The organism is Mediterraneibacter sp. NSJ-151 (assembly GCF_022487435.1).
GTDB classification, from domain to species: Bacteria; Bacillota; Clostridia; order Lachnospirales; family Lachnospiraceae; genus Schaedlerella; species Schaedlerella hominis.
The window spans coordinates 215,506-234,111 of the sequence record NZ_JAKVPP010000006.1; the positions used below are offsets into that span (position 1 = coordinate 215,506).

General features: G+C 39.8%; 14 protein-coding genes and 1 tRNA gene. 14 read left to right on the plus strand and 1 reads right to left on the minus strand.

The window, feature by feature from the left end; all coding sequences use genetic code 11:
• The first annotated feature begins 7 nt into the window (after positions 1-7).
• The 7 genes from rapZ (at position 8) to fba (ending at position 5,517) form a co-directional block, all read left to right on the plus strand.
• Complete coding sequence (gene rapZ, locus LQE94_RS08350) at positions 8-886, plus strand: RNase adapter RapZ (protein WP_022074503.1); 879 nt, start codon at positions 8-10, stop codon at positions 884-886.
• Positions 887-895: 9 nt separating this feature from the next.
• The gene (gene whiA / locus LQE94_RS08355; RefSeq protein WP_240577428.1) at positions 896-1,855 is read left to right on the plus strand and encodes a DNA-binding protein WhiA; all 960 of its coding nucleotides are present in this window, start codon (positions 896-898) and stop codon (positions 1,853-1,855) included.
• Positions 1,852-2,109, plus strand: a complete 258-nt coding sequence (locus LQE94_RS08360) for an HPr family phosphocarrier protein (RefSeq protein ID WP_118738243.1) — start codon at positions 1,852-1,854, stop codon at positions 2,107-2,109. Before whiA ends, LQE94_RS08360 begins: the two co-directional genes overlap by 4 nt.
• A gap of 238 nt (positions 2,110-2,347) precedes the next feature.
• Complete coding sequence (locus LQE94_RS08365) at positions 2,348-3,304, plus strand: diacylglycerol/lipid kinase family protein (protein WP_186864479.1); 957 nt, start codon at positions 2,348-2,350, stop codon at positions 3,302-3,304.
• 144 nt (positions 3,305-3,448) lie between these two features.
• Positions 3,449-3,520 (plus strand) — tRNA-Glu (locus LQE94_RS08370).
• A gap of 225 nt (positions 3,521-3,745) precedes the next feature.
• Positions 3,746-4,474, plus strand: coding sequence for a glucosamine-6-phosphate deaminase (gene nagB / locus LQE94_RS08375; protein WP_240577429.1), 729 nt, complete (start codon positions 3,746-3,748; stop codon positions 4,472-4,474).
• 176 nt (positions 4,475-4,650) lie between these two features.
• Positions 4,651-5,517 (plus strand): class II fructose-1,6-bisphosphate aldolase, encoded by an 867-nt coding sequence (gene fba, locus LQE94_RS08380; protein ID WP_240577430.1) that lies wholly within the window; start codon positions 4,651-4,653, stop codon positions 5,515-5,517.
• Between the two features lie 83 nt (positions 5,518-5,600).
• Here fba and LQE94_RS08385 read toward each other — a convergent pair whose 3' ends face one another.
• A complete protein-coding gene (locus LQE94_RS08385) occupies positions 5,601-6,341 on the minus strand; it encodes a DeoR/GlpR family DNA-binding transcription regulator (RefSeq protein WP_240577431.1) in 741 nt (246 codons plus the stop codon).
• A 265-nt stretch (positions 6,342-6,606) separates the two neighbouring features.
• On the opposite strand from LQE94_RS08385, the gene pfkB reads away from it, so the two are divergent.
• The 7 genes from pfkB to LQE94_RS08420 all read left to right on the plus strand — a co-directional run.
• Positions 6,607-7,509 (plus strand): 1-phosphofructokinase, encoded by a 903-nt coding sequence (gene pfkB, locus LQE94_RS08390; protein ID WP_240577432.1) that lies wholly within the window; start codon positions 6,607-6,609, stop codon positions 7,507-7,509.
• 19 nt (positions 7,510-7,528) lie between these two features.
• Positions 7,529-9,469 carry a PTS fructose transporter subunit IIABC gene (locus LQE94_RS08395; protein WP_118738237.1) on the plus strand — a complete coding sequence of 647 codons (1,941 nt, stop codon included), beginning with the start codon at positions 7,529-7,531 and terminating at the stop codon, positions 9,467-9,469.
• A 208-nt stretch (positions 9,470-9,677) separates the two neighbouring features.
• Positions 9,678-11,792 (plus strand): glutamine synthetase III family protein, encoded by a 2,115-nt coding sequence (locus LQE94_RS08400; RefSeq protein ID WP_186864482.1) that lies wholly within the window; start codon positions 9,678-9,680, stop codon positions 11,790-11,792.
• 151 nt (positions 11,793-11,943) lie between these two features.
• Positions 11,944-12,969 carry an XdhC family protein gene (locus LQE94_RS08405; RefSeq protein WP_118688300.1) on the plus strand — a complete coding sequence of 342 codons (1,026 nt, stop codon included), beginning with the start codon at positions 11,944-11,946 and terminating at the stop codon, positions 12,967-12,969.
• Positions 12,970-13,005: 36 nt separating this feature from the next.
• A complete protein-coding gene (locus tag LQE94_RS08410) occupies positions 13,006-14,709 on the plus strand; it encodes an ABC-ATPase domain-containing protein (RefSeq protein ID WP_240577433.1) in 1,704 nt (567 codons plus the stop codon).
• Positions 14,706-15,857 (plus strand): exonuclease SbcCD subunit D, encoded by a 1,152-nt coding sequence (locus tag LQE94_RS08415; RefSeq protein WP_240577434.1) that lies wholly within the window; start codon positions 14,706-14,708, stop codon positions 15,855-15,857. Before LQE94_RS08410 ends, LQE94_RS08415 begins: the two co-directional genes overlap by 4 nt.
• Before the next feature lie 4 nt (positions 15,858-15,861).
• On the plus strand, positions 15,862-18,606 hold a 2,745-nt coding region (locus LQE94_RS08420; protein ID WP_240577435.1), incomplete at its 3' end, for an AAA family ATPase.

Consider the following 18,606-nt stretch of genomic DNA (forward strand, 5'->3'; position numbering starts at 1 on the left):
TATGAAGATGAAATTAGTAATTGTGACGGGTATGTCAGGAGCAGGAAAATCAATTGCATTGAAGATTCTGGAAGATTTGGGCTATTTTTGTGTCGATAATCTTCCGATACAGCTGATGCCAAAATTTGCAGAGATTTTGACAACTCCAAATTCAGAATTGAAGCAGGTAGCACTTGGGATTGACGTGCGAAGCGGACAGGCTTTGGATGGATTAGAAGAACAGCTGAATGCGATGGATAAGGCCGGGATCGATTACGAGATACTGTTTTTGGATGCACAGGACGATGTCCTTGTGAAGCGTTATAAAGAGACAAGAAGACAGCATCCGCTTGGAGGAGCCGGTCATATAGATGTCGGGATTGCAAAAGAGCGTGAGAAGATTTCGTTCTTAAAGATGCGTGCAACCTATATATTAGATACAAGTAAGATGCTTACAAGAGAGTTGAAAAAAGAGCTGGAGCAGATTTTTGTAGATGGCAAAAATTTTAAAAATCTATATATTACGGTAATGTCATTCGGATTCAAATATGGAATCCCACAGGATGCGGATTTGGTTTTTGATGTACGTTTTTTACCGAATCCATATTATATCAGTGGATTGAAAGAAAAAACAGGAAATGACAGAGAAGTGCAGGAATATGTGATGAACAGTCCGCGGGCAGAAGAATTTTTAAAAAAGTTTACAGATTTGATTCAATTTTTGCTGCCAAATTATATATTAGAAGGAAAAAACCAGTTGGTCATTGCAATTGGATGTACAGGAGGAAAGCATCGTTCTGTTACTGTGGCAAATGCATTGTATCAGGTTGTGAAGCAGGATGAAAATTATGGTGTTCGTATTGAACACCGAGATATTGAGAAAGATGCTATTACAAAGGCAAAATAGAGGTATAACATGTCATTTTCGGGAAATGTAAAAGAAGAACTGTCAGAACACTGGAGCAGTGCAAGACACTGTCAGATTGCAGAACTGGCAGCAATTCTTGGACTATGTGGCTCGATCATTATTAATAGTAGAAATGAATATCGGGTAAAAGTACACACAGAAAACAAAGCGGTTGCAAGAAAAGTCTTTACATTGATTAAAAAAACATTTAATATAGAGTCTGATATATCAATAAGGAGAAACATTCAAAAGCAAAGCGTATCGTATTCGGTTGTTGTAAAACAGCACCAGGATGCACTTCGAGTATTACAGGCGGTTAAGTTGATAGATGAACATTTGGATGGATTTGAAGAGGTCCGGATTGTGAATCCTATCGTAGTACAACAGACCTGCTGTAAGAGAGCATTTATTCGGGGAGCATTCTTGGCAGCGGGTTCCATGAGTGATCCTAAGAAAGCATACCATTTTGAAATTGTGTGTGCTGCAGAATCAATGGCAGAACAGATACGGGAATTAATGAGCAGCTTTTCAATGGATGCAAAGATCGTCCAGAGAAAGAAATCATATGTCGTATATCTCAAAGAAGGCTCACAAATCGTTGATATATTGAATATTATGGAAGCGCACGTTTCGTTGATGGAACTTGAGAATGTACGAATTTTGAAAGAAATGCGCAATACAGTAAACCGAAAGGTGAACTGCGAGACGGCAAATTTGAATAAAACCGTATCAGCAGCGGTTAAGCAGTTGGAGGATATTACATATCTAAGAGATACGATTGGATTAGAAAAGCTGTCAGAGGGATTAGAGGAAGTGGCATTAGCCAGACTTTCGCACCCAGATGCATCATTAAAAGAATTAGGAGCTCTTTTGTCGCCGCCGGTTGGGAAGTCAGGAGTGAATCACAGACTTAGAAAACTGGGAGATTTGGCAGAAAAGGTTAGAAAAGAGCAAGGAGGAGTATTATGATTGAAACACCAGTTATCGTGAAACATGAAAAAGGCTTAGATGCAAGACCTATTGCTTTGCTTGTACAGGAAGCAAGTCAGTACGCAAGCAAGATCTTTATTCTGGTTGATAATAAGAAGATTAATGCAAAGAGCATCATGGGTATGATGAGCTTGAATTTATCGGATGGTGAAGAAGTAACTGTTTTGACAGATGGGGAAGATGAAGTGAAGGCAGCAGAGGGAATTAAAACATTTCTTGCAGAAGTAAAATAGAAGGCATCTTTTGTTCGGATAACAGATGTGAACAATAGTGAAGTATTCACGAAAACAAATAGAATATAAAAAGAGGTTGTGTGTAAAGCACAGCCTCTTTTATCACCTGCAGAAATTCTGATAAGAATATGTCAGCTTCGCTGATCAGAATCACGGGCCAAGTCTCACGGATGTTCGACTTGAACAGATTTCAGCAGGATGTTTTGGCAACTTAAAAAGTGGAAAGGAGCGGATGAATATGAAGAAACTATTATTTATTTACAATCCAAACGCAGGAACCGGTATGTTAAAACCCAAATTGGCAGATGTCCTTGATATATTTACCAAGGCAGGTTATGAAGTTACAGTGTACCCGACACAGCGTTATCACGATGGACTTGCTAAGACTTTATCTTATACAGGCGATTATGATCTGGTAGTGTGCAGCGGAGGAGATGGAACATTAGATGAAGTCGTGACCGGTATGGCACAGAGAGATAAGAAAGTACCGATCGGATATATTCCGGCCGGAACGACAAATGATTTTGCAAGTAGCCTGCATATTTCAAAGGATATGCTTGGAGCAGCCGACACAGCGGTAAATGGAGTGCCATTTCCATGTGATATCGGTCATTTTAATGATGATTATTTCGTATATATTGCAGCTTTTGGGCTATTTACGGATGTATCATACGAGACAGATCAAAATATGAAGAACGTTCTGGGACATCTGGCATATGTACTGGAAGGAACAAAGCGTATTTTCAATATTCCTTCTTACCATATTAAAGTGACACATGACGGAGAGACAATCGAAGATAATTTTGTGTATGGAATGGTGACAAACTCCAGATCAGTAGGTGGTTTTAGAAGTATTATCGGGAGAAATGTAGCGTTTGATGATGGTGTGTTTGAAGTGACATTGATTAAAACACCGAAGAATCCGATTGAGTTGAACGAAATCGTAGCGGCATTGCTGGTAAAACAGATTAATTCGGATCATATGTATTCTTTCCGTTCCGGTCATGTTAAGTTTGAATCGGAAGAAGAAATTCCATGGACTTTGGATGGAGAATATGGTGGAAGACATGATGAAGTTATTGTGGAAAATCTGAAACAAGAATTGGAAATTATGGTAAAACCGACTTCAATCGGTCATTTGGAACGAAAAAAAGAGTTGGTCCGCCAGGAAGAAGAAAGCGAAGAACAGTCGTAAATTTACAGGATGATAGCTTCTTCATATTGAAAAAATAAAAAATATAAAAAAATGAAAAAAACACTTGCATTATGTGAAATAGTGTGATAAAGTATATCTTGCTTGCGGGTGAGAAATAAACAAGCAGGCAAGATAATTAAATAAGGCTCCGTGGTCAAGCGGTCAAGACGCTAGCCTCTCACGCTGGAATCAGGGGTTCGATTCCCCTCGGAGTCACTAAAGAGTGGGTTGTTACTCAAAGCAGGCAAAACCGGATTTTTAGACATAGAATATGAGTTCTATTCTGAAAATCTGGTTTTTTCTATTTCTGCGAAATATAGATTTGGGGATTCAAGTCGAACGTCTGTGAGACTTGGCGCGTAGGGATAGAATATGAAGGACTGTATCTGAGGAAAACAAGCTCTGCAATTAAGATTTTTAAAGTATAAGGAGGAATGGGTTATGAAGATTATCAGAACCAAGGATTACGAAGAAATGAGTCGAAAAGCAGCGAATTTAATTTCCGCACAGATTCTGCTGAAGCCTGACTGTGTATTAGGGCTTGCAACAGGATCTACTCCAATTGGTATTTATGATCAATTAGTTGAGTGGTATAAGAAAGATGATTTAGATTTCTCCACAGTTAAGACAGTGAACTTGGATGAATACAAAGGCCTGACAAGAGACAATGAGCAGAGTTATTACTATTTCATGCATCATCATTTGTTTGACAGAGTAAACATTGACGAAGAGAATACACATGTACCGAACGGAAAAGTTGAGAATGGTGATGAAGAATGTCTTCGTTATGAAGCATTGATCGAATCTATGGGGGGCGTCGATCTTCAGTTACTTGGATTAGGAAGAAACGGACATATCGGATTTAATGAGCCTGCAGCAGATTTTCCAAAGATCACACATTGTGTAGATTTGACAGAAAGCACAATCGAAGCAAATAAGCGTTTCTTTGCTTCAGCAGATGAAGTGCCAAGACAGGCTTACACAATGGGAATTGGGACAATTATGAAAGCGGACAAGATTCTTGTTGTGGCAAATGGAGAAGACAAAGCTGATGCAGTTGCAGCGATGGTACAAGGTAAAATCAATCCGGAGGTGCCGGCATCTATACTCCAGCTTCATAATAATGTAATACTTGTAGCTGATGAAGCAGCACTTTCTAAATTAAAATAAAACAACGAACAGTGTTAAAAAAATAACAAATTGTTAAAAATAAGATGGATTTCGGACATTTTATTGTGAGAATTAGAGATTGTCTTTTTTTACATGATGGGCTATAATGGTTACAGATTTAAAAGAAATAGTACTTGCTGTAATCGGGCAAGCCTTAAGAAGTGGAGGAAAGAAATATGTTAGTATCAGCAACAGAGATGCTTCAGAAAGCAAAAGCAGGACATTATGCAGTAGGACAGTTTAATATCAACAACTTGGAATGGACAAAAGCAATCCTGACAACAGCAGAGGAATGCAAATCACCAGTTATCCTTGGTGTATCTGAAGGTGCTGGAAAGTATATGACAGGTTACAAGACAGTTGTTGGAATGGTTAAAGGTATGATGGAAGAACTTGGAACTACAGTTCCTGTAGCATTACACCTTGATCATGGTAGCTATGAAGGATGTCTGAAGTGTGTAGAGGCTGGATTCTCATCAATCATGTTTGACGGATCACACTATCCAATCGATGAGAACGTTGCTAAAACAACAGAGTTAGTTAAAATTGCTCATGACAATGGTATGTCTATCGAAGCAGAAGTAGGATCTATCGGTGGAGAAGAAGACGGAGTTATCGGTAGAGGTGAATGTGCAGATCCAGAAGAATGTAAGAGAGTAGCAGATCTTGGTATCGACTTCCTTGCAGCAGGTATTGGTAATATTCATGGTAAATACCCAGCAAACTGGGAAGGACTTAGCTTTGAAACTCTGGATGCAATCCAGCAGAAAACAGGTGATATGCCACTCGTACTTCACGGAGGAACAGGAATTCCGGACGATATGATTAAGAAAGCAATCAGCCTTGGAGTAGCTAAGATTAACGTTAATACAGAGTGTCAGCTTTCATTTGCAGCTGCTACACGTGAATACATCGAAGCAGGAAAAGATCTGGAAGGAAAAGGATTCGACCCAAGAAAACTTCTCAAACCAGGTGCAGACGCAATTGCTGCTACAGTAAAAGAAAAGATGGAACTGTTCGGATCAGTTGGAAAAGCTGAGTAATTTTAGTTCCTGAGTATATGAGATGATTTCTCGTAAATAAAGAAAAAACATCGGTCCCGGCAAATGTCGGTACCGATGTTTTTTTATATAATCTTGATATTATCATAATTCTGATAAACTTTAGATAAATTGGAATCTGTCAAAATGATACAGTCTGTAAAATCAGCAAATGTAACAGAAGAAACAACTCCAAATTTTGAACTATCACAAAGAATATAAGATTCTTTGCAATGAGCGAAGGCAGATTCTTTTACCTTTGCTTCTTGAACATCCGGAGTTGTGCAGCCCTGTTGGATTGTCAGTCCGTTGCTGCCAAAAAATCCTTTTGTAAAATGAAATTTCTGTATTGCTTCACAAGTGTCAGCTCCAATTAATGCTTCCGTATGCATCTTTACCATTCCACCCGGAAGATAAACTTCGAACCCACGATTGCAGAGTTTTCGTGCATGGGCAATCGCATTTGTTACAAACACGGCTTTAGAAGCCGAAATATATTCGATAATATATCCGGTCGATGTGCCGGCATCAAGATATACAACATCTTTGTCAGTGATTAGTGAGGCAGCATATTGTGCAATTGTAATTTTAGAATCACGGTTTAGAATTTCGCGTTCAGAGACGGAAATATCCTTCGTGATTTCCTTTGAGGATGCAAGTGCACCACCATGTACCTTTACTAATAATTGTTTTTTATCCAATTCTGTAAGATCTCTTCGAATTGTAGATTCAGATGCATCAAAAAGTTCCATTAATTCTTGTACGGTTGCTTTTCCATTTTCATTTACAAGCTTTAAAATCGCATTTTTTCTTTCATCAATCAGCATAATCCTTCGCCTCCTTCGTTTCGAATGAATGATAATGACGGATTTTGATTCTTATTTCATTATAGAAGAATCAAAAATGAATGTCAAACAAAGGGAGATGAGCATTTTGCACGAAAACAAGGATTGAATTTTGTCTATATTTACATGAATGAATATGACCGAAACTGATTGACAATGACTGAAAACGAGAATATAATCAAAGCATAAATCAAATCTCGTCAAAAACATTTAAAAAACGTCATAAGAAGGCAGGAGGGAATAATGAATGGTTTATATAGTAACATTTAACCCATCACTTGATTACATTGTGAATGTTTCTGATTTCAAATTAGGTCAGGTGAACAGAACAGAAAAAGAAGTGATGTTTCCGGGGGGAAAGGGAATTAACGTATCCATCGTTTTAAAGAATCTTGGAATGGAAAGTACAATCCTGGGATTTACAGCAGGATTTACCGGTGAAGAGATTCAGAGAAGAGTCAAAGAAATGGGATGCGTAGAAAAACTGATTCCTATCGCAAATGGCTATTCAAGGATCAATCTAAAACTTCGTTCCAACGAAGAGAGTGAGATCAATGGTATGGGACCGGAAATCGGAAAAGAAGATATCGACAAGCTTTATCAAATGTTAGATACATTAAAAGCAGGAGATGTACTTGTTCTTGCAGGAAGTATTCCGGCATCTATGCCATCTACAATGTACAGCGACATTATGGAATATCTTCAGAATAAAGAAGTTATGATCGCAGTAGATGCAACAAAAGATTTGTTGGTAAATGTACTGCCATTTCATCCATTTGTAATCAAACCGAATAATTATGAGCTCGGAGAGATTTTCAATGTAACATTGAAAGATAAGAAAGATGTCATTGTTTATGCCAAAAAGTTACAGGAACAGGGGGCAAGAAATGTTCTGGTGTCTATGGCAGGTGACGGAGCGGTGCTGGTTGCAGAAGATGGTTCTGTATATGAAAGCGAAGCTCCAAAAGGAAAGGTTGTCAATTCTGTAGGAGCAGGGGATTCAATGGTAGCAGGCTTTTTGTATGGATATCTGACGACACAAAATTATGAGATAGCATTTAAAAATGGTGTTGCAACAGGAAGTGCGAGTGCATTTTCAGAAAATCTTGCAACAAAAGAAGAAGTGGAAGCAATTTTAAACACATTATAAAAAATGGGAGGTTTCAGTTATGAGGATTCGGGATTTACTTGCACCGGAAAGCATTTGTCTGAATGGAGCCGCAGCAGACAAAAAAGATGTACTAAATCAGATGGTCGATCTGATGGCAAAAAGCGGAAAGGTATCTGATAAGGAAAATTATCTGGCAGCTGTATTTGCAAGAGAAGAGGAAGGGACAACAGGAGTAGGAGACGGAATTGCAATTCCTCATGGAAGATGTACAGGAGTAAATAAGCCGGGACTTGCAGCTATGGTACTGCCACAAGGAGTTGAGTATGAGGCTCTGGATGATGAGCCGGTTAATCTGATCTTTCTTATTGCTGCACCGGAAGGGGCTGGAAATGTACACATCACAATTTTGAGCAAGTTGTCGATGATGCTGATGGATGACACATTTACAGAATCTCTTCGCAAAGCAAAATCAGTAGAAGAGTTTCTTAATATCATAGATGCAGCAGAGACGGAAAAGGATGATGCAGATGCTGCAAAGGAAAAAGCGGCAGCCCAGACGGATCTTGCAGCAGATAAAGAGAAAGACAATCAGAAATTAATTCTTGCGGTAACAGCATGTCCAACCGGAATTGCCCACACATATATGGCAGCTGAGAGCATTGAGAAGGCAGCAAAGAAAAAAGGATACCTTGTAAAAGTAGAGACAAGAGGATCCGGTGGAGCTAAAAATGTTCTGACAGAAGAAGAAATCGAAGCCGCAGACGGAATTATTGTAGCAGCAGATACAAATGTTCCGATGGATAGATTTGATGGAAAAGCATTGATTGAATGTCAGGTTTCACATGGAATCAATAAGGCTGATGAGTTAATTGATACAATTGTTTCAGGACAGGCAGAAATTTATAAGGCGGCTGCACCTGCAAAAAAATCAAACGCACAGTCAATGAGCGGCGGTGTGGGTCATACAATTTACAAACATTTGATGAATGGTGTATCTCATATGCTTCCATTCGTTGTAGGTGGAGGTATCCTGATCGCGATTGCGTTTTTGATTGATGGGTTATGTGTAGACTTAAATGCTTTGAGTGCGGCAGAGAGAGCAAACTTTGGTACAATCACACCAATCGCAGCAACATTTAAAACAATTGGTGGCGTTGCATTTGGATTTATGCTCCCAATCCTTGCAGGATTTATCGCAATGAGTATTGCTGACAGACCGGGACTTGTGGCAGGTTTTGTAGGCGGAGCAATCGCAGCAAACGGAACATCGGGATTTCTGGGAGCGTTGGCAGCAGGTTTCCTTGCAGGATTTATTGTAAATCTGATTAAAAAAGTATGTGAAAAATTACCGGATTCACTGGAAGGTATCAAACCGGTATTACTCTACCCTGTATTTGGCGTACTATTGATGGGATTGAGTATGACATTTATTATTGAACCAATCGTTGGAGTTATTAACACTGGATTGAACAATGGTCTGGGAAGCTTAAGTGGAATGAATGCAGTTCTTCTTGGAGCAATCCTCGGAGGAATGATGTCAATCGATATGGGTGGTCCATTCAACAAGGCAGCTTATGTATTCGGTACAGCATCTATCGCAGCAGGAAACTATAACATTATGGCAGCAGTTATGGTAGGAGGAATGGTTGCACCATGTGCGATCGCTCTTGCAACACTCTTATTTAAAAATAAATTTACAGTGGAAGAACGTAAATCCGGACCTACAAACTTTGTTATGGGCTTGTCATTTATTACAGAAGGAGCAATCCCATTTGCTGCATCAGATCCGTTGCATGTACTTCCATCTTGTATTGTCGGGTCTGCACTTGCAGGTGCTTTGTCTATGGCATTTAACTGTACACTGATGGCACCTCATGGTGGAATCTTTGTATTCCCTGTTGTAGGTAATCCGATCATGTATGTGGTTGCACTTGTGGCAGGAACTATTGTAGGAGCAATTTTACTTGGTATATTGAAAAAAACAGTAGAAAATGAGTAGAATCGTAAAAATGTACAGAGTTTTCGTGAAAATAAGCATGATATAAGAAAAAATGAATGAAATTTCATTATGAGTAAAATTAATGCTTGCCTTTTAAAAAGGTTTGAGTTATATTGAAAGCAGGAAATGAAACAGGGGCGTTCCAAGGATACTTGGAGTGCCTCTTTTTTTTCTGGACATAAATTATTTTGGGAAAAGGAGAAGAACAATGAGCACAGAATTAATTAATGTGGCTGACATTTTTGGAGAAAACGTATTTAACGATACGGTTATGCAGGAACGTTTACCAAAAAAGATTTATAAAAACTTAAAGAAAACAATTGAAGAGGGAAAAGAGCTGGATCTTGAGACAGCAGATGTCATTGCTCATGAGATGAAAGAATGGGCAATCGAAAAAGGAGCAACACATTACACACACTGGTTTTTACCATTGACAGGTGTTACAGCAGAGAAGCATGATTCATTTATTTCTGCTCCACTTCCAAGTGGAAAAGTATTGATGAGTTTTTCAGGAAAAGAACTGATCAAAGGTGAGCCGGATGCATCTTCATTCCCATCAGGCGGACTTCGTGCTACATTTGAGGCAAGAGGATATACAGCATGGGATTGTACTTCACCTGCATTTGTCAGACAGGATGCAGCGGGAGCTACACTTTGTATTCCTACAGCATTCTGTTCTTATACAGGAGAGGCTCTTGATCAGAAGACTCCACTTCTTAGATCAATGGAAGCTATCAATACACAGGCACTCAGACTTCTCCGTTTATTTGGAAATACAACATCAAAAAAGGTAACTCCATCTGTTGGTGTTGAACAGGAATATTTCCTGGTTGATGCAGAGAAATTTATGCAGAGAAAAGATTTAATTTATACAGGACGTACATTGTTTGGAGCTATGCCTCCAAAAGGACAGGAGTTGGACGATCACTATTTCGGAACAATCCGTCAGAGAATTGCATCTTTCATGAGAGATGTTAACATTGAGCTGTGGAAAGTCGGTGTATCTGCAAAGACACAGCACAATGAGGTTGCACCTGCACAGCACGAGCTTGCTCCGATTTATGCAGAAGCGAATATCGCAGTAGATCACAACCAGATCATCATGCAGACATTGAAGAGAGTTGCATGTCAGCATGGTATGAAGTGTCTGCTTCATGAGAAACCGTTTGCGGGAGTCAATGGTTCAGGTAAACATGATAACTGGTCTATCACGACAGATGATGGAATCAATATGTTAGAGCCAGGTAAGACACCTCACGAAAATACACAGTTTTTACTTGTACTTGCATGTATTTTAAAGGCAGTATACAAACATGCAGATTTGCTTCGTCAGTCAGCAGCTGATCCGGGAAATGACCACAGACTTGGAGCAAATGAGGCACCACCGGCAATTATCTCTGTATTCCTTGGAGAACAGCTTGAGGATGTAAGACAGCAGCTGATCAGCACAGGTACAGCTACACACAGTTTGAAAGGTGGAAAATTGGAAACTGGTGTTGCAACACTTCCAGATCTTTCTAAAGATGCAACAGACAGAAACAGAACATCACCATTTGCATTTACAGGAAATAAATTTGAATTCCGTATGGTTGGCTCTCGTGACTCTGTCGCAAATCCAAACATCGTACTGAACACAATCGTTGCAGAAGCATTTGCGGATGCTTGTGACGTTCTTGAGAAGGCAGATGATTTTGAACTTGCAGTACATGACCTGATCAAAGAATACATGGTCGAAAGTGATAAAGTTGTATTTAACGGAAATGGTTATTCTGATGAGTGGGTAGCAGAAGCAGAGAGACGTGGACTTCCAAATATTAAGTCTATGGTAGAGTCTATTCCTGCAATTACAACAGATAAAGCAGTTGCATTGTTCGAGAGATTTAGTGTGTTTACAAAAGCCGAGCTTGAATCACGTGCAGAGATTGAGTATGAAGCATATGCGAAAGCAGTCAATATCGAGGCTCGCACAATGATCGATATGGCAAGTAAACAGTTTATCCCGGCTGTTATGAAATATACAAAACAGCTTGCGGATACAGTGATCGCTGTAAAAGAAGCAGGAGTGGACGCAGAAGTTCAGGCAGAAGCACTTACAGAAGTTTCAGTACTTTTAAAAGAAACAAAAGAAGCACTTGCTACATTAAAGAAAGTAACAGAAGAAGCAGCAGAAAAAGAAGAAGGAGAAGTTCAGGCAACATACTATCATTCAGAAGTTGTTCCTGCAATGGAAGCACTTCGTGTGCCGGTTGACAAGCTGGAAATGATCGTGGACAAAGAAGCTTGGCCAATGCCTTCTTATGGAGATTTGATCTTCGAGGTTTAATACATAAAAAATATATAAGGCCAGAAGTTCTGATAACAAAGAGAAGCGGATTCCGAAATGGAGTTCGCTTTTTCTGTTGCATTATAAACTGACAAAACAACTAAGATTCTGTTATAATGATAAACAGTGATAATTAAACGGAGGAAATGGTATGGAAATGTATCAGGAATTATTAAAAGAGACGGAGGAAAATGGAAGTGCAGCACTGATAACTACATTGGGAGAGTCATTAGAAAAGAATGTGTTTCGAAAAGAAGAGGCATCTGAGATTATCCAAAATGCGGTCGAGGAAGCGAAAATGGAAGGGGAACCGCGTCTTGTAGAAGCCGGCGATAAAAAGTATTTTGTAGAATCATTTTGCCGTGAAGAGCGCCTGATTATTCTTGGAGGGGGACATGTAGGACTGGCACTGGCAGAGTTTGCTGCAAGAACCGGTTTTCAGGTATGTGTGGTGGACGACAGACCATCATTTGCAAACACAGTGCGTTTCCCATGGGCAGCAGAAGTATTGTGTGAGGGATTTGCAAGTGCAATTGAAAAGCTTCAGATAAATGAATATGACTACATTACAATTCTTACAAGAGGACACAGACATGATGGGGACTGTCTGCGTGCATTGTATAAACAGAAAAAAAGTGCATATCTTGGTATGATTGGTTCCAGAAGACGAGTAAAACAGTTGAAAGAACAGCTTCACGAAGAAGAGAACATTTCACAGGAATGGTTAGATTTTATTCATTCCCCGATTGGATTGAGCATTGGAGCAGTCAGCCCGGAAGAAATTGCGATTGCAATTTTAGCAGAAATTATTCAGGTGAAGCGTACAGAACAGAGAACAGATAAGGTAATGTCGTCTGATGTGGATATGAGAGTGATGGAACGGTTGGCTAACCCGGATGAAAAAAGAAAAGAACAAGGGAAGGCCGTTGTGACAATTATTGAGACAAAAGGTTCTACACCGAGAAAATCAGGAGCAAAGATGATCGTATATGAAGATGGTACAATTGAAGGTACCATTGGAGGTGGATGTGCAGAAGCAGGTATATCACAGACAGCAAGACAGATTATTCAAAAAGGCGGTTATCTGATCCAGCATATAGATATGACAGGAGCAGTAGCGGAAGATGAAGGAATGGTTTGTGGCGGTGTTATGAAAGTGTTAATTGAGAAGGCATAAAAGACAGCAGTGACAGGATGGAGGAAGTTATAGAAGATGCAGTCAGCAGCAGAATTAAAACAATTATTAGACAGAATTGATCACAGAGGATATCCGGCATATAAAGATACAAAAGGACAATATCAGTTCCAAGGATATGTCTTTTCCATTGATCATGTGCAGGGAGACCCATTTGCATCCCCATCAAAGGTGAGTGTACAGGTGAAGGGGAGTACAGCAGGATTTCCGGAAGAATTATATAAAGGCAGACACCAGAGGGCAGCACTGCAAGATGAGATGACGCGTCAGTTTTATCGTGCAATTCAAAAGTATGCTTTTCGGGCAAAAGGCTCTGGGAAAAGCGGATTGATATCCGTGAGTAAATGTGGTCAGGAAGTGTTGGAACGTACTGCGTGTGAAATAAATCCGAAAAGCGGAGATGTTAAGCTTCGTTTTGAAGTGGGATTTCCGGCAAATGGACGCACGATCAATGCACGAGAAATGGAAAAGATTGTATATGAATTTCTTCCGGAGTGTGTAGAACAGAGCTTGTTTTATAAAAATTGTGATAAGAAACGTGTTCGTTCTATAATTGATCTTGCAGAGGATCAGCAATATATCAGAGACGAATTAGAAAAGAATGATTTGATTGCATTTGTGGCAAATGGAGCAATCCTTCCGAGAGAATCCGGTGTTTCGGATAAACCGATGAAGGGGGCAGTAAGATTTCAGTCGCCAAAGGAAATGGAAGTTACAATGAAATTGCCACACAAAGGAGAAATCTCCGGGATGGGAATCCGGCGAGGTATTACATTGATCGTCGGTGGTGGCTATCACGGAAAATCAACGTTATTAAAAGCATTGGAACTGGGTGTGTATAACCATATCCAGGGGGACGGAAGAGAGTATGTGATCACGAAAGACGATGCAATGAAGATTCGGGCAGAAGATGGAAGAAGCATCAAAAAAACGGATATTTCGATGTTTATTAATGACCTTCCAAATGGAAAGGATACGAGAGGATTTTACACAGAAGATGCAAGCGGAAGTACGTCGCAGGCGGCAAATGTTATTGAAAGCATGGAAGCCGGGGCAAGTGTGATGCTGATTGATGAAGATACAAGTGCGACTAATTTCATGATTCGTGACGAATTGATGCAAAGAGTCATTCATCGGGATATGGAGCCGATCACTCCATTTATCGACCGAATTTTAGAACTGTATCAGATATATGGCATTTCTACGGTGATAGTAGCAGGTAGTTCAGGTGCATATTTTCATATTGCGGATACGATCATCCAGATGGATCGTTATGAGCCAAAAGAGATTACAAAGCTGGCAAAAGAGACAGCGAAAGATTTTCCGGCGATGAGCGGGATGGAAAATCCGGCGGAAAAACCGGTTTTCATAAGATGTCCAAGACAAGGCAGAGGATTTAAACCGAATGACAGAATCAAAATGAAAACGATGGGAAAAGAGATGGTTCAACTTAATCGGGAGAACATTGATCTTAGATATGTGGAACAATTGGCAGATACCGAGCAGGTCAGTGCATTAGGATACTGTGTGAGATATGCGGAGAAACATTTATTCCAGGGAAAAGATACCATACAAAATGTAGTGGATAAATTGGAAGAAAAGATTTGCAAGGAAGGTCTCTCAAGTCTTTGTGAGAGTAATGCAAGTGTGGCAAATCTTGCAATGCCAAGAAGACAGGAAATATTTGCATGTCTGAATCGATATCGGGGGTTAAATCTATGAGATTTTTTCATTTATCTGACCTGCATATTGGAAAGCAGCTTCATTCATATAATCTGAAGCAGGATCAGGAGCATATTTTGCAGGAAGTAGTATCTTATGCAGAAAAAATAAGACCGGATGCAATGGTATTTGCCGGTGATATTTATGATAAATCGGTGCCGTCTGCGGAAGCTGTGAGGATATTTGATGAGTTTCTTACAAAGCTTTCGAGTCTGGAACCGGCGATTCCGATTTTGATAATCGCAGGAAATCATGATTCTGCACAGAGGCTGAATTATGCCAGTCAGATATTGAAACGGCAGAACATTTATATAGCCGGAAATGTATCGGAAACAGAGGATGAATATTTAAAAAAACTGACTTTGCAGGATGAAGAAGGCAAGGTGAATTTTTATTTTCTTCCGTTTTTGAAGCCGGGATATGTCAGAGGTGTGTTCGATGAAGAGATTCCGGAGAGTTATGAAGCGGCGGTAAGAAAAATACTGGAGCGGGAACATATTGATTGGAATGAGAGAAATGTATTGATATCTCATCAGTTCTATGCAGGAAGCGGACAGAAGATGGAGCGGTCAGAGTCTGAGACGGCATCGGTGGGCGGTCTGGATCTGATTGACAGCAGTTGCGTACAGAATTTTGATTATGTGGCACTGGGACATTTGCATGGGGCACAAAGAGCGGGAGCAGAGCATATCCGTTATTGTGGAACTTTGTTAAAATATTCGGTCAGTGAAGCGAATCAGAATAAAACACTCCACTTAATTTCACTTGGAAAAAAAGAAGATGCAGTACAGGTAGAAGAACTTCCATTACATCCGCTTCGGGATGTGCGAAAAGTAAGAGGAGAGCTCGAAGAAATCATTGCGGATGCGAAGCTTGAGAATAAAGATGATTATATCAGTGTGACATTGACAGATGAGGTGGATCCATATAAACCAAAAGAGCAGCTAGAGAGAGTATATTCGCACATTTTAGAAGTACGTATGGATAATACAAGAACCCGAAAAAAACTAGAAGAGTTTGAAGAGGAAGCAGTGGTGTCAGACCCGCTGACTGTATTTGAAGAATTTTTTGAGGAAATGCAGGGAAGAGCGATGAATGAGGAAGAGAAGTCCCTTCTTGTAGAAGTATTAGAAGAAGCAGGAGAGTGAGAAAATGAGACCAGTCAAATTAATAATGTCAGCATTTGGTTCTTATGCAGGAGAGGAGATTGTTGATTTTTCAAAATTAAATACAGGACTTTTTCTCATTAGTGGGGATACCGGTTCGGGAAAGACAACCATATTTGATGCGATCACATATGCGCTCTACGATAAGACAAGCGGTGGAAAGCGTGAAGGAAATATGATGCGAAGCCAGTATGCTGAGGATGATGTGGAGACTTATGTGGAGTTTACATTTTCATATCGAGAGCAGATTTATACTATCCGAAGAAATCCAGAATATCAAAGACTTGGAAAACGGCGTCTGGCAGATGGCTCTCCACGTTACGTGAAAGAAACTTCAAAGGTAAGTCTGCTTATGCCGGATGGAAAAGAATTCAGGGGAAAGAAACGGGAAATTGATGCAAAGATTGAAGAAATCATGGGATTGGATGCAAATCAGTTTATGCAGATTGCAATGATCGCACAGGGAGATTTCTTAAAACTATTACATGCTGAATCAAAAGAACGAAAACTGATATTTTCAAAAATATTTCAGACTAATTTGTACTATCGGGTTGAGGAAAAACTAAAAGAGCGTGCAAAGCAGCTTTATATTCAGGTGGAGGAAACCAGAAAAGACATATTGAGAGAGATGGAGCGGGTAGAACTGCCGGATGAAATAGAAGATGGGGAAGAACTGGAAAAGAGATGGCTGCTCTTATCGAATCTTGATATGCCTCCAATTGAGGAAGTGATGGATTGTCTGAGAGACATTGTGGAAATAGGCAAGAACTGGGAGAAAGAATCCGAGAAGCAGACCAATGCATTGCAGAAAAAAATTGAGACATTAAATCTTCAGATTCAAAGACAAGAGGAAATCAATACATTGTTCCAAGCATTGGAGAAGGCGCAACAGGAGGAAGAAAAATTAAAGGAAAAAGCGTCAGAGATCGTATTGCTCAAAGCCCGGATTAAAGAGAGTAAATCTGCACAGAAGATTCTGGTGGAAGAACTGAAATTGCAGAAATTAAAGGCAGAATATGAGAAGGTTGAAAAGGCAGTAGATGAATTAAAAGAATGGTTTGAAAATGTGATGCAAAAAGAATTAAAGTTGCAGGAAATTTATGAGAAATCACAGGAAATGTGGGAGAACAATAACGATTCACTGCAAGAACAGATCATTTGTCTATCTAATCTACTGCCGCATTATGAGAAAATCCGAAAACTGGAACAGGATAAAGAAAATGCAGTTGTGATTTTGAAAAAACATATGGAAAACAGCAGAATGGCATCTGAGAAATATGAAAATCTATATCAGCAATTTTTTGAAGAGCAGGCCGGAATTTTGGCAGGACAGCTAAAAGAGGGAAGAGCGTGTCCGGTGTGCGGTTCCTTGACACATCCACACCCCGCAAGGATTAACCAGGATGCGCCGAATCAGCAGCAGGTAGAGAGTGCAAAGAAGGAGCGTGATGCTGCAGAAAAAAAACGTTCACAGGCGACAGAAGGTTTTCAGCAGATTCAGGGAGAATTAAAATCAGAATATGCACAGCTTGAGGAAGTTCTGGAGATGCAAAAGAAGGATGCAGAAGAAAGATGGGACGAAGAGCGTGTCAGGGAAAAACTAAAGGTCTTAAAACAAGAGCGTAATATTTTGCAGTCGGACTATGAAAAAGCACAGAAAAATATGCAAACGTTCAATGAAGAAAAAACGCACAAGAAAGGTCTGTTAGAGAGCAGAAAAGAGCAGTGCTTTGAGCTTGAGCAGAGTATATCTGAACAAACAAAAGTGTGGGAGAAGGTATTTAAGGCAGAAAAATTCCAGAGTATAGAAAGCTATGAACAGGCAAAGACCGAAATTTCTAAGATAGAAAAGCGGGAAGAGGAAATTCAAAAATATGAACAGGAGTGTGTTCGCGTTCAGACAACGATTCAGAATTTGAAAGAACAGACGGCGTCAAAACAGCGGATAGATGTGAAAGAAGAACAGGAAACAGCAGCGAAATATCAGACTGAGTGGAAGGAATGGAAAGCAAAGCATCTGGCAAGACATAGTGTGCAGAATAAAAATAAAGAGGCACAAAAGAAATTGAAGAGCTATGCAGAAAAATCCGGCATACTTCAAAAGCAGTATGAAATGGTTGGAAACTTAAGCAGGACTGCAAATGGAAATTTGGCAGGAAGTGCAAAATTAGACTTCGAAACATATGTGCAGCGGAAATATTTCAAACAGATTATCGCAGCGGCAAACAGAAGGCTTGTAAAAATGACTTCCAATGAATTTATTTTACAGTGTCGGGAAGTGAAAAACTTAAGCAGCAGAGGAGAGGCCGGTCTGGATTTGGATGTGTACCATATGGTAAGTGCAACTACAAGAGATGTAAAGACATTGTCCGGTGGAGAGTCCTTTATGGCAGCACTTGCAATGGCATTGGGACTTTCTGATATAATCCAAAATACAGTGGGAGCAGTACAACTTGAGACGATGTTTGTAGATGAAGGGTTTGGTTCATTAGATGATGAAGCAAGAGAACGTGCAGTACAGATACTTAAAGAGCTGGCGGGAGAAAAAACTCTTGTGGGAATCATTTCCCATGTAAATGAACTGAAAGAAGAAGTAGACTGGCAGCTACAGGTAAGAAAGACCGAAAAAGGCAGCCAGGCAAGATGGAATTTTTCTGCCTTAAATACCTTCTCCCACACTTTTGTTTGTTCAGATATACTCTGCTCAAGCTCAAAGCACTGCTCTTTTCTG

What these genes read in the sequence shown, in the direction of transcription:
- rapZ (WP_022074503.1), top strand. Translation starts at nt 8, where the DNA reads ATGAAATTAGTAATTGTGACGGGTATGTCAGGAGCAGGAAAATCAATT.
- whiA (WP_240577428.1), top strand. Translation starts at nt 896, where the DNA reads ATGTCATTTTCGGGAAATGTAAAAGAAGAACTGTCAGAACACTGGAGC.
- LQE94_RS08360 (WP_118738243.1), top strand. Translation starts at nt 1,852, where the DNA reads ATGATTGAAACACCAGTTATCGTGAAACATGAAAAAGGCTTAGATGCA.
- LQE94_RS08365 (WP_186864479.1), top strand. Translation starts at nt 2,348, where the DNA reads ATGAAGAAACTATTATTTATTTACAATCCAAACGCAGGAACCGGTATG.
- nagB (WP_240577429.1), top strand. Translation starts at nt 3,746, where the DNA reads ATGAAGATTATCAGAACCAAGGATTACGAAGAAATGAGTCGAAAAGCA.
- fba (WP_240577430.1), top strand. Translation starts at nt 4,651, where the DNA reads ATGTTAGTATCAGCAACAGAGATGCTTCAGAAAGCAAAAGCAGGACAT.
- LQE94_RS08385 (WP_240577431.1), bottom strand. Translation starts at nt 6,341, where the DNA reads ATGCTGATTGATGAAAGAAAAAATGCGATTTTAAAGCTTGTAAATGAA.
- pfkB (WP_240577432.1), top strand. Translation starts at nt 6,607, where the DNA reads ATGGTTTATATAGTAACATTTAACCCATCACTTGATTACATTGTGAAT.
- LQE94_RS08395 (WP_118738237.1), top strand. Translation starts at nt 7,529, where the DNA reads ATGAGGATTCGGGATTTACTTGCACCGGAAAGCATTTGTCTGAATGGA.
- LQE94_RS08400 (WP_186864482.1), top strand. Translation starts at nt 9,678, where the DNA reads ATGAGCACAGAATTAATTAATGTGGCTGACATTTTTGGAGAAAACGTA.
- LQE94_RS08405 (WP_118688300.1), top strand. Translation starts at nt 11,944, where the DNA reads ATGGAAATGTATCAGGAATTATTAAAAGAGACGGAGGAAAATGGAAGT.
- LQE94_RS08410 (WP_240577433.1), top strand. Translation starts at nt 13,006, where the DNA reads ATGCAGTCAGCAGCAGAATTAAAACAATTATTAGACAGAATTGATCAC.
- LQE94_RS08415 (WP_240577434.1), top strand. Translation starts at nt 14,706, where the DNA reads ATGAGATTTTTTCATTTATCTGACCTGCATATTGGAAAGCAGCTTCAT.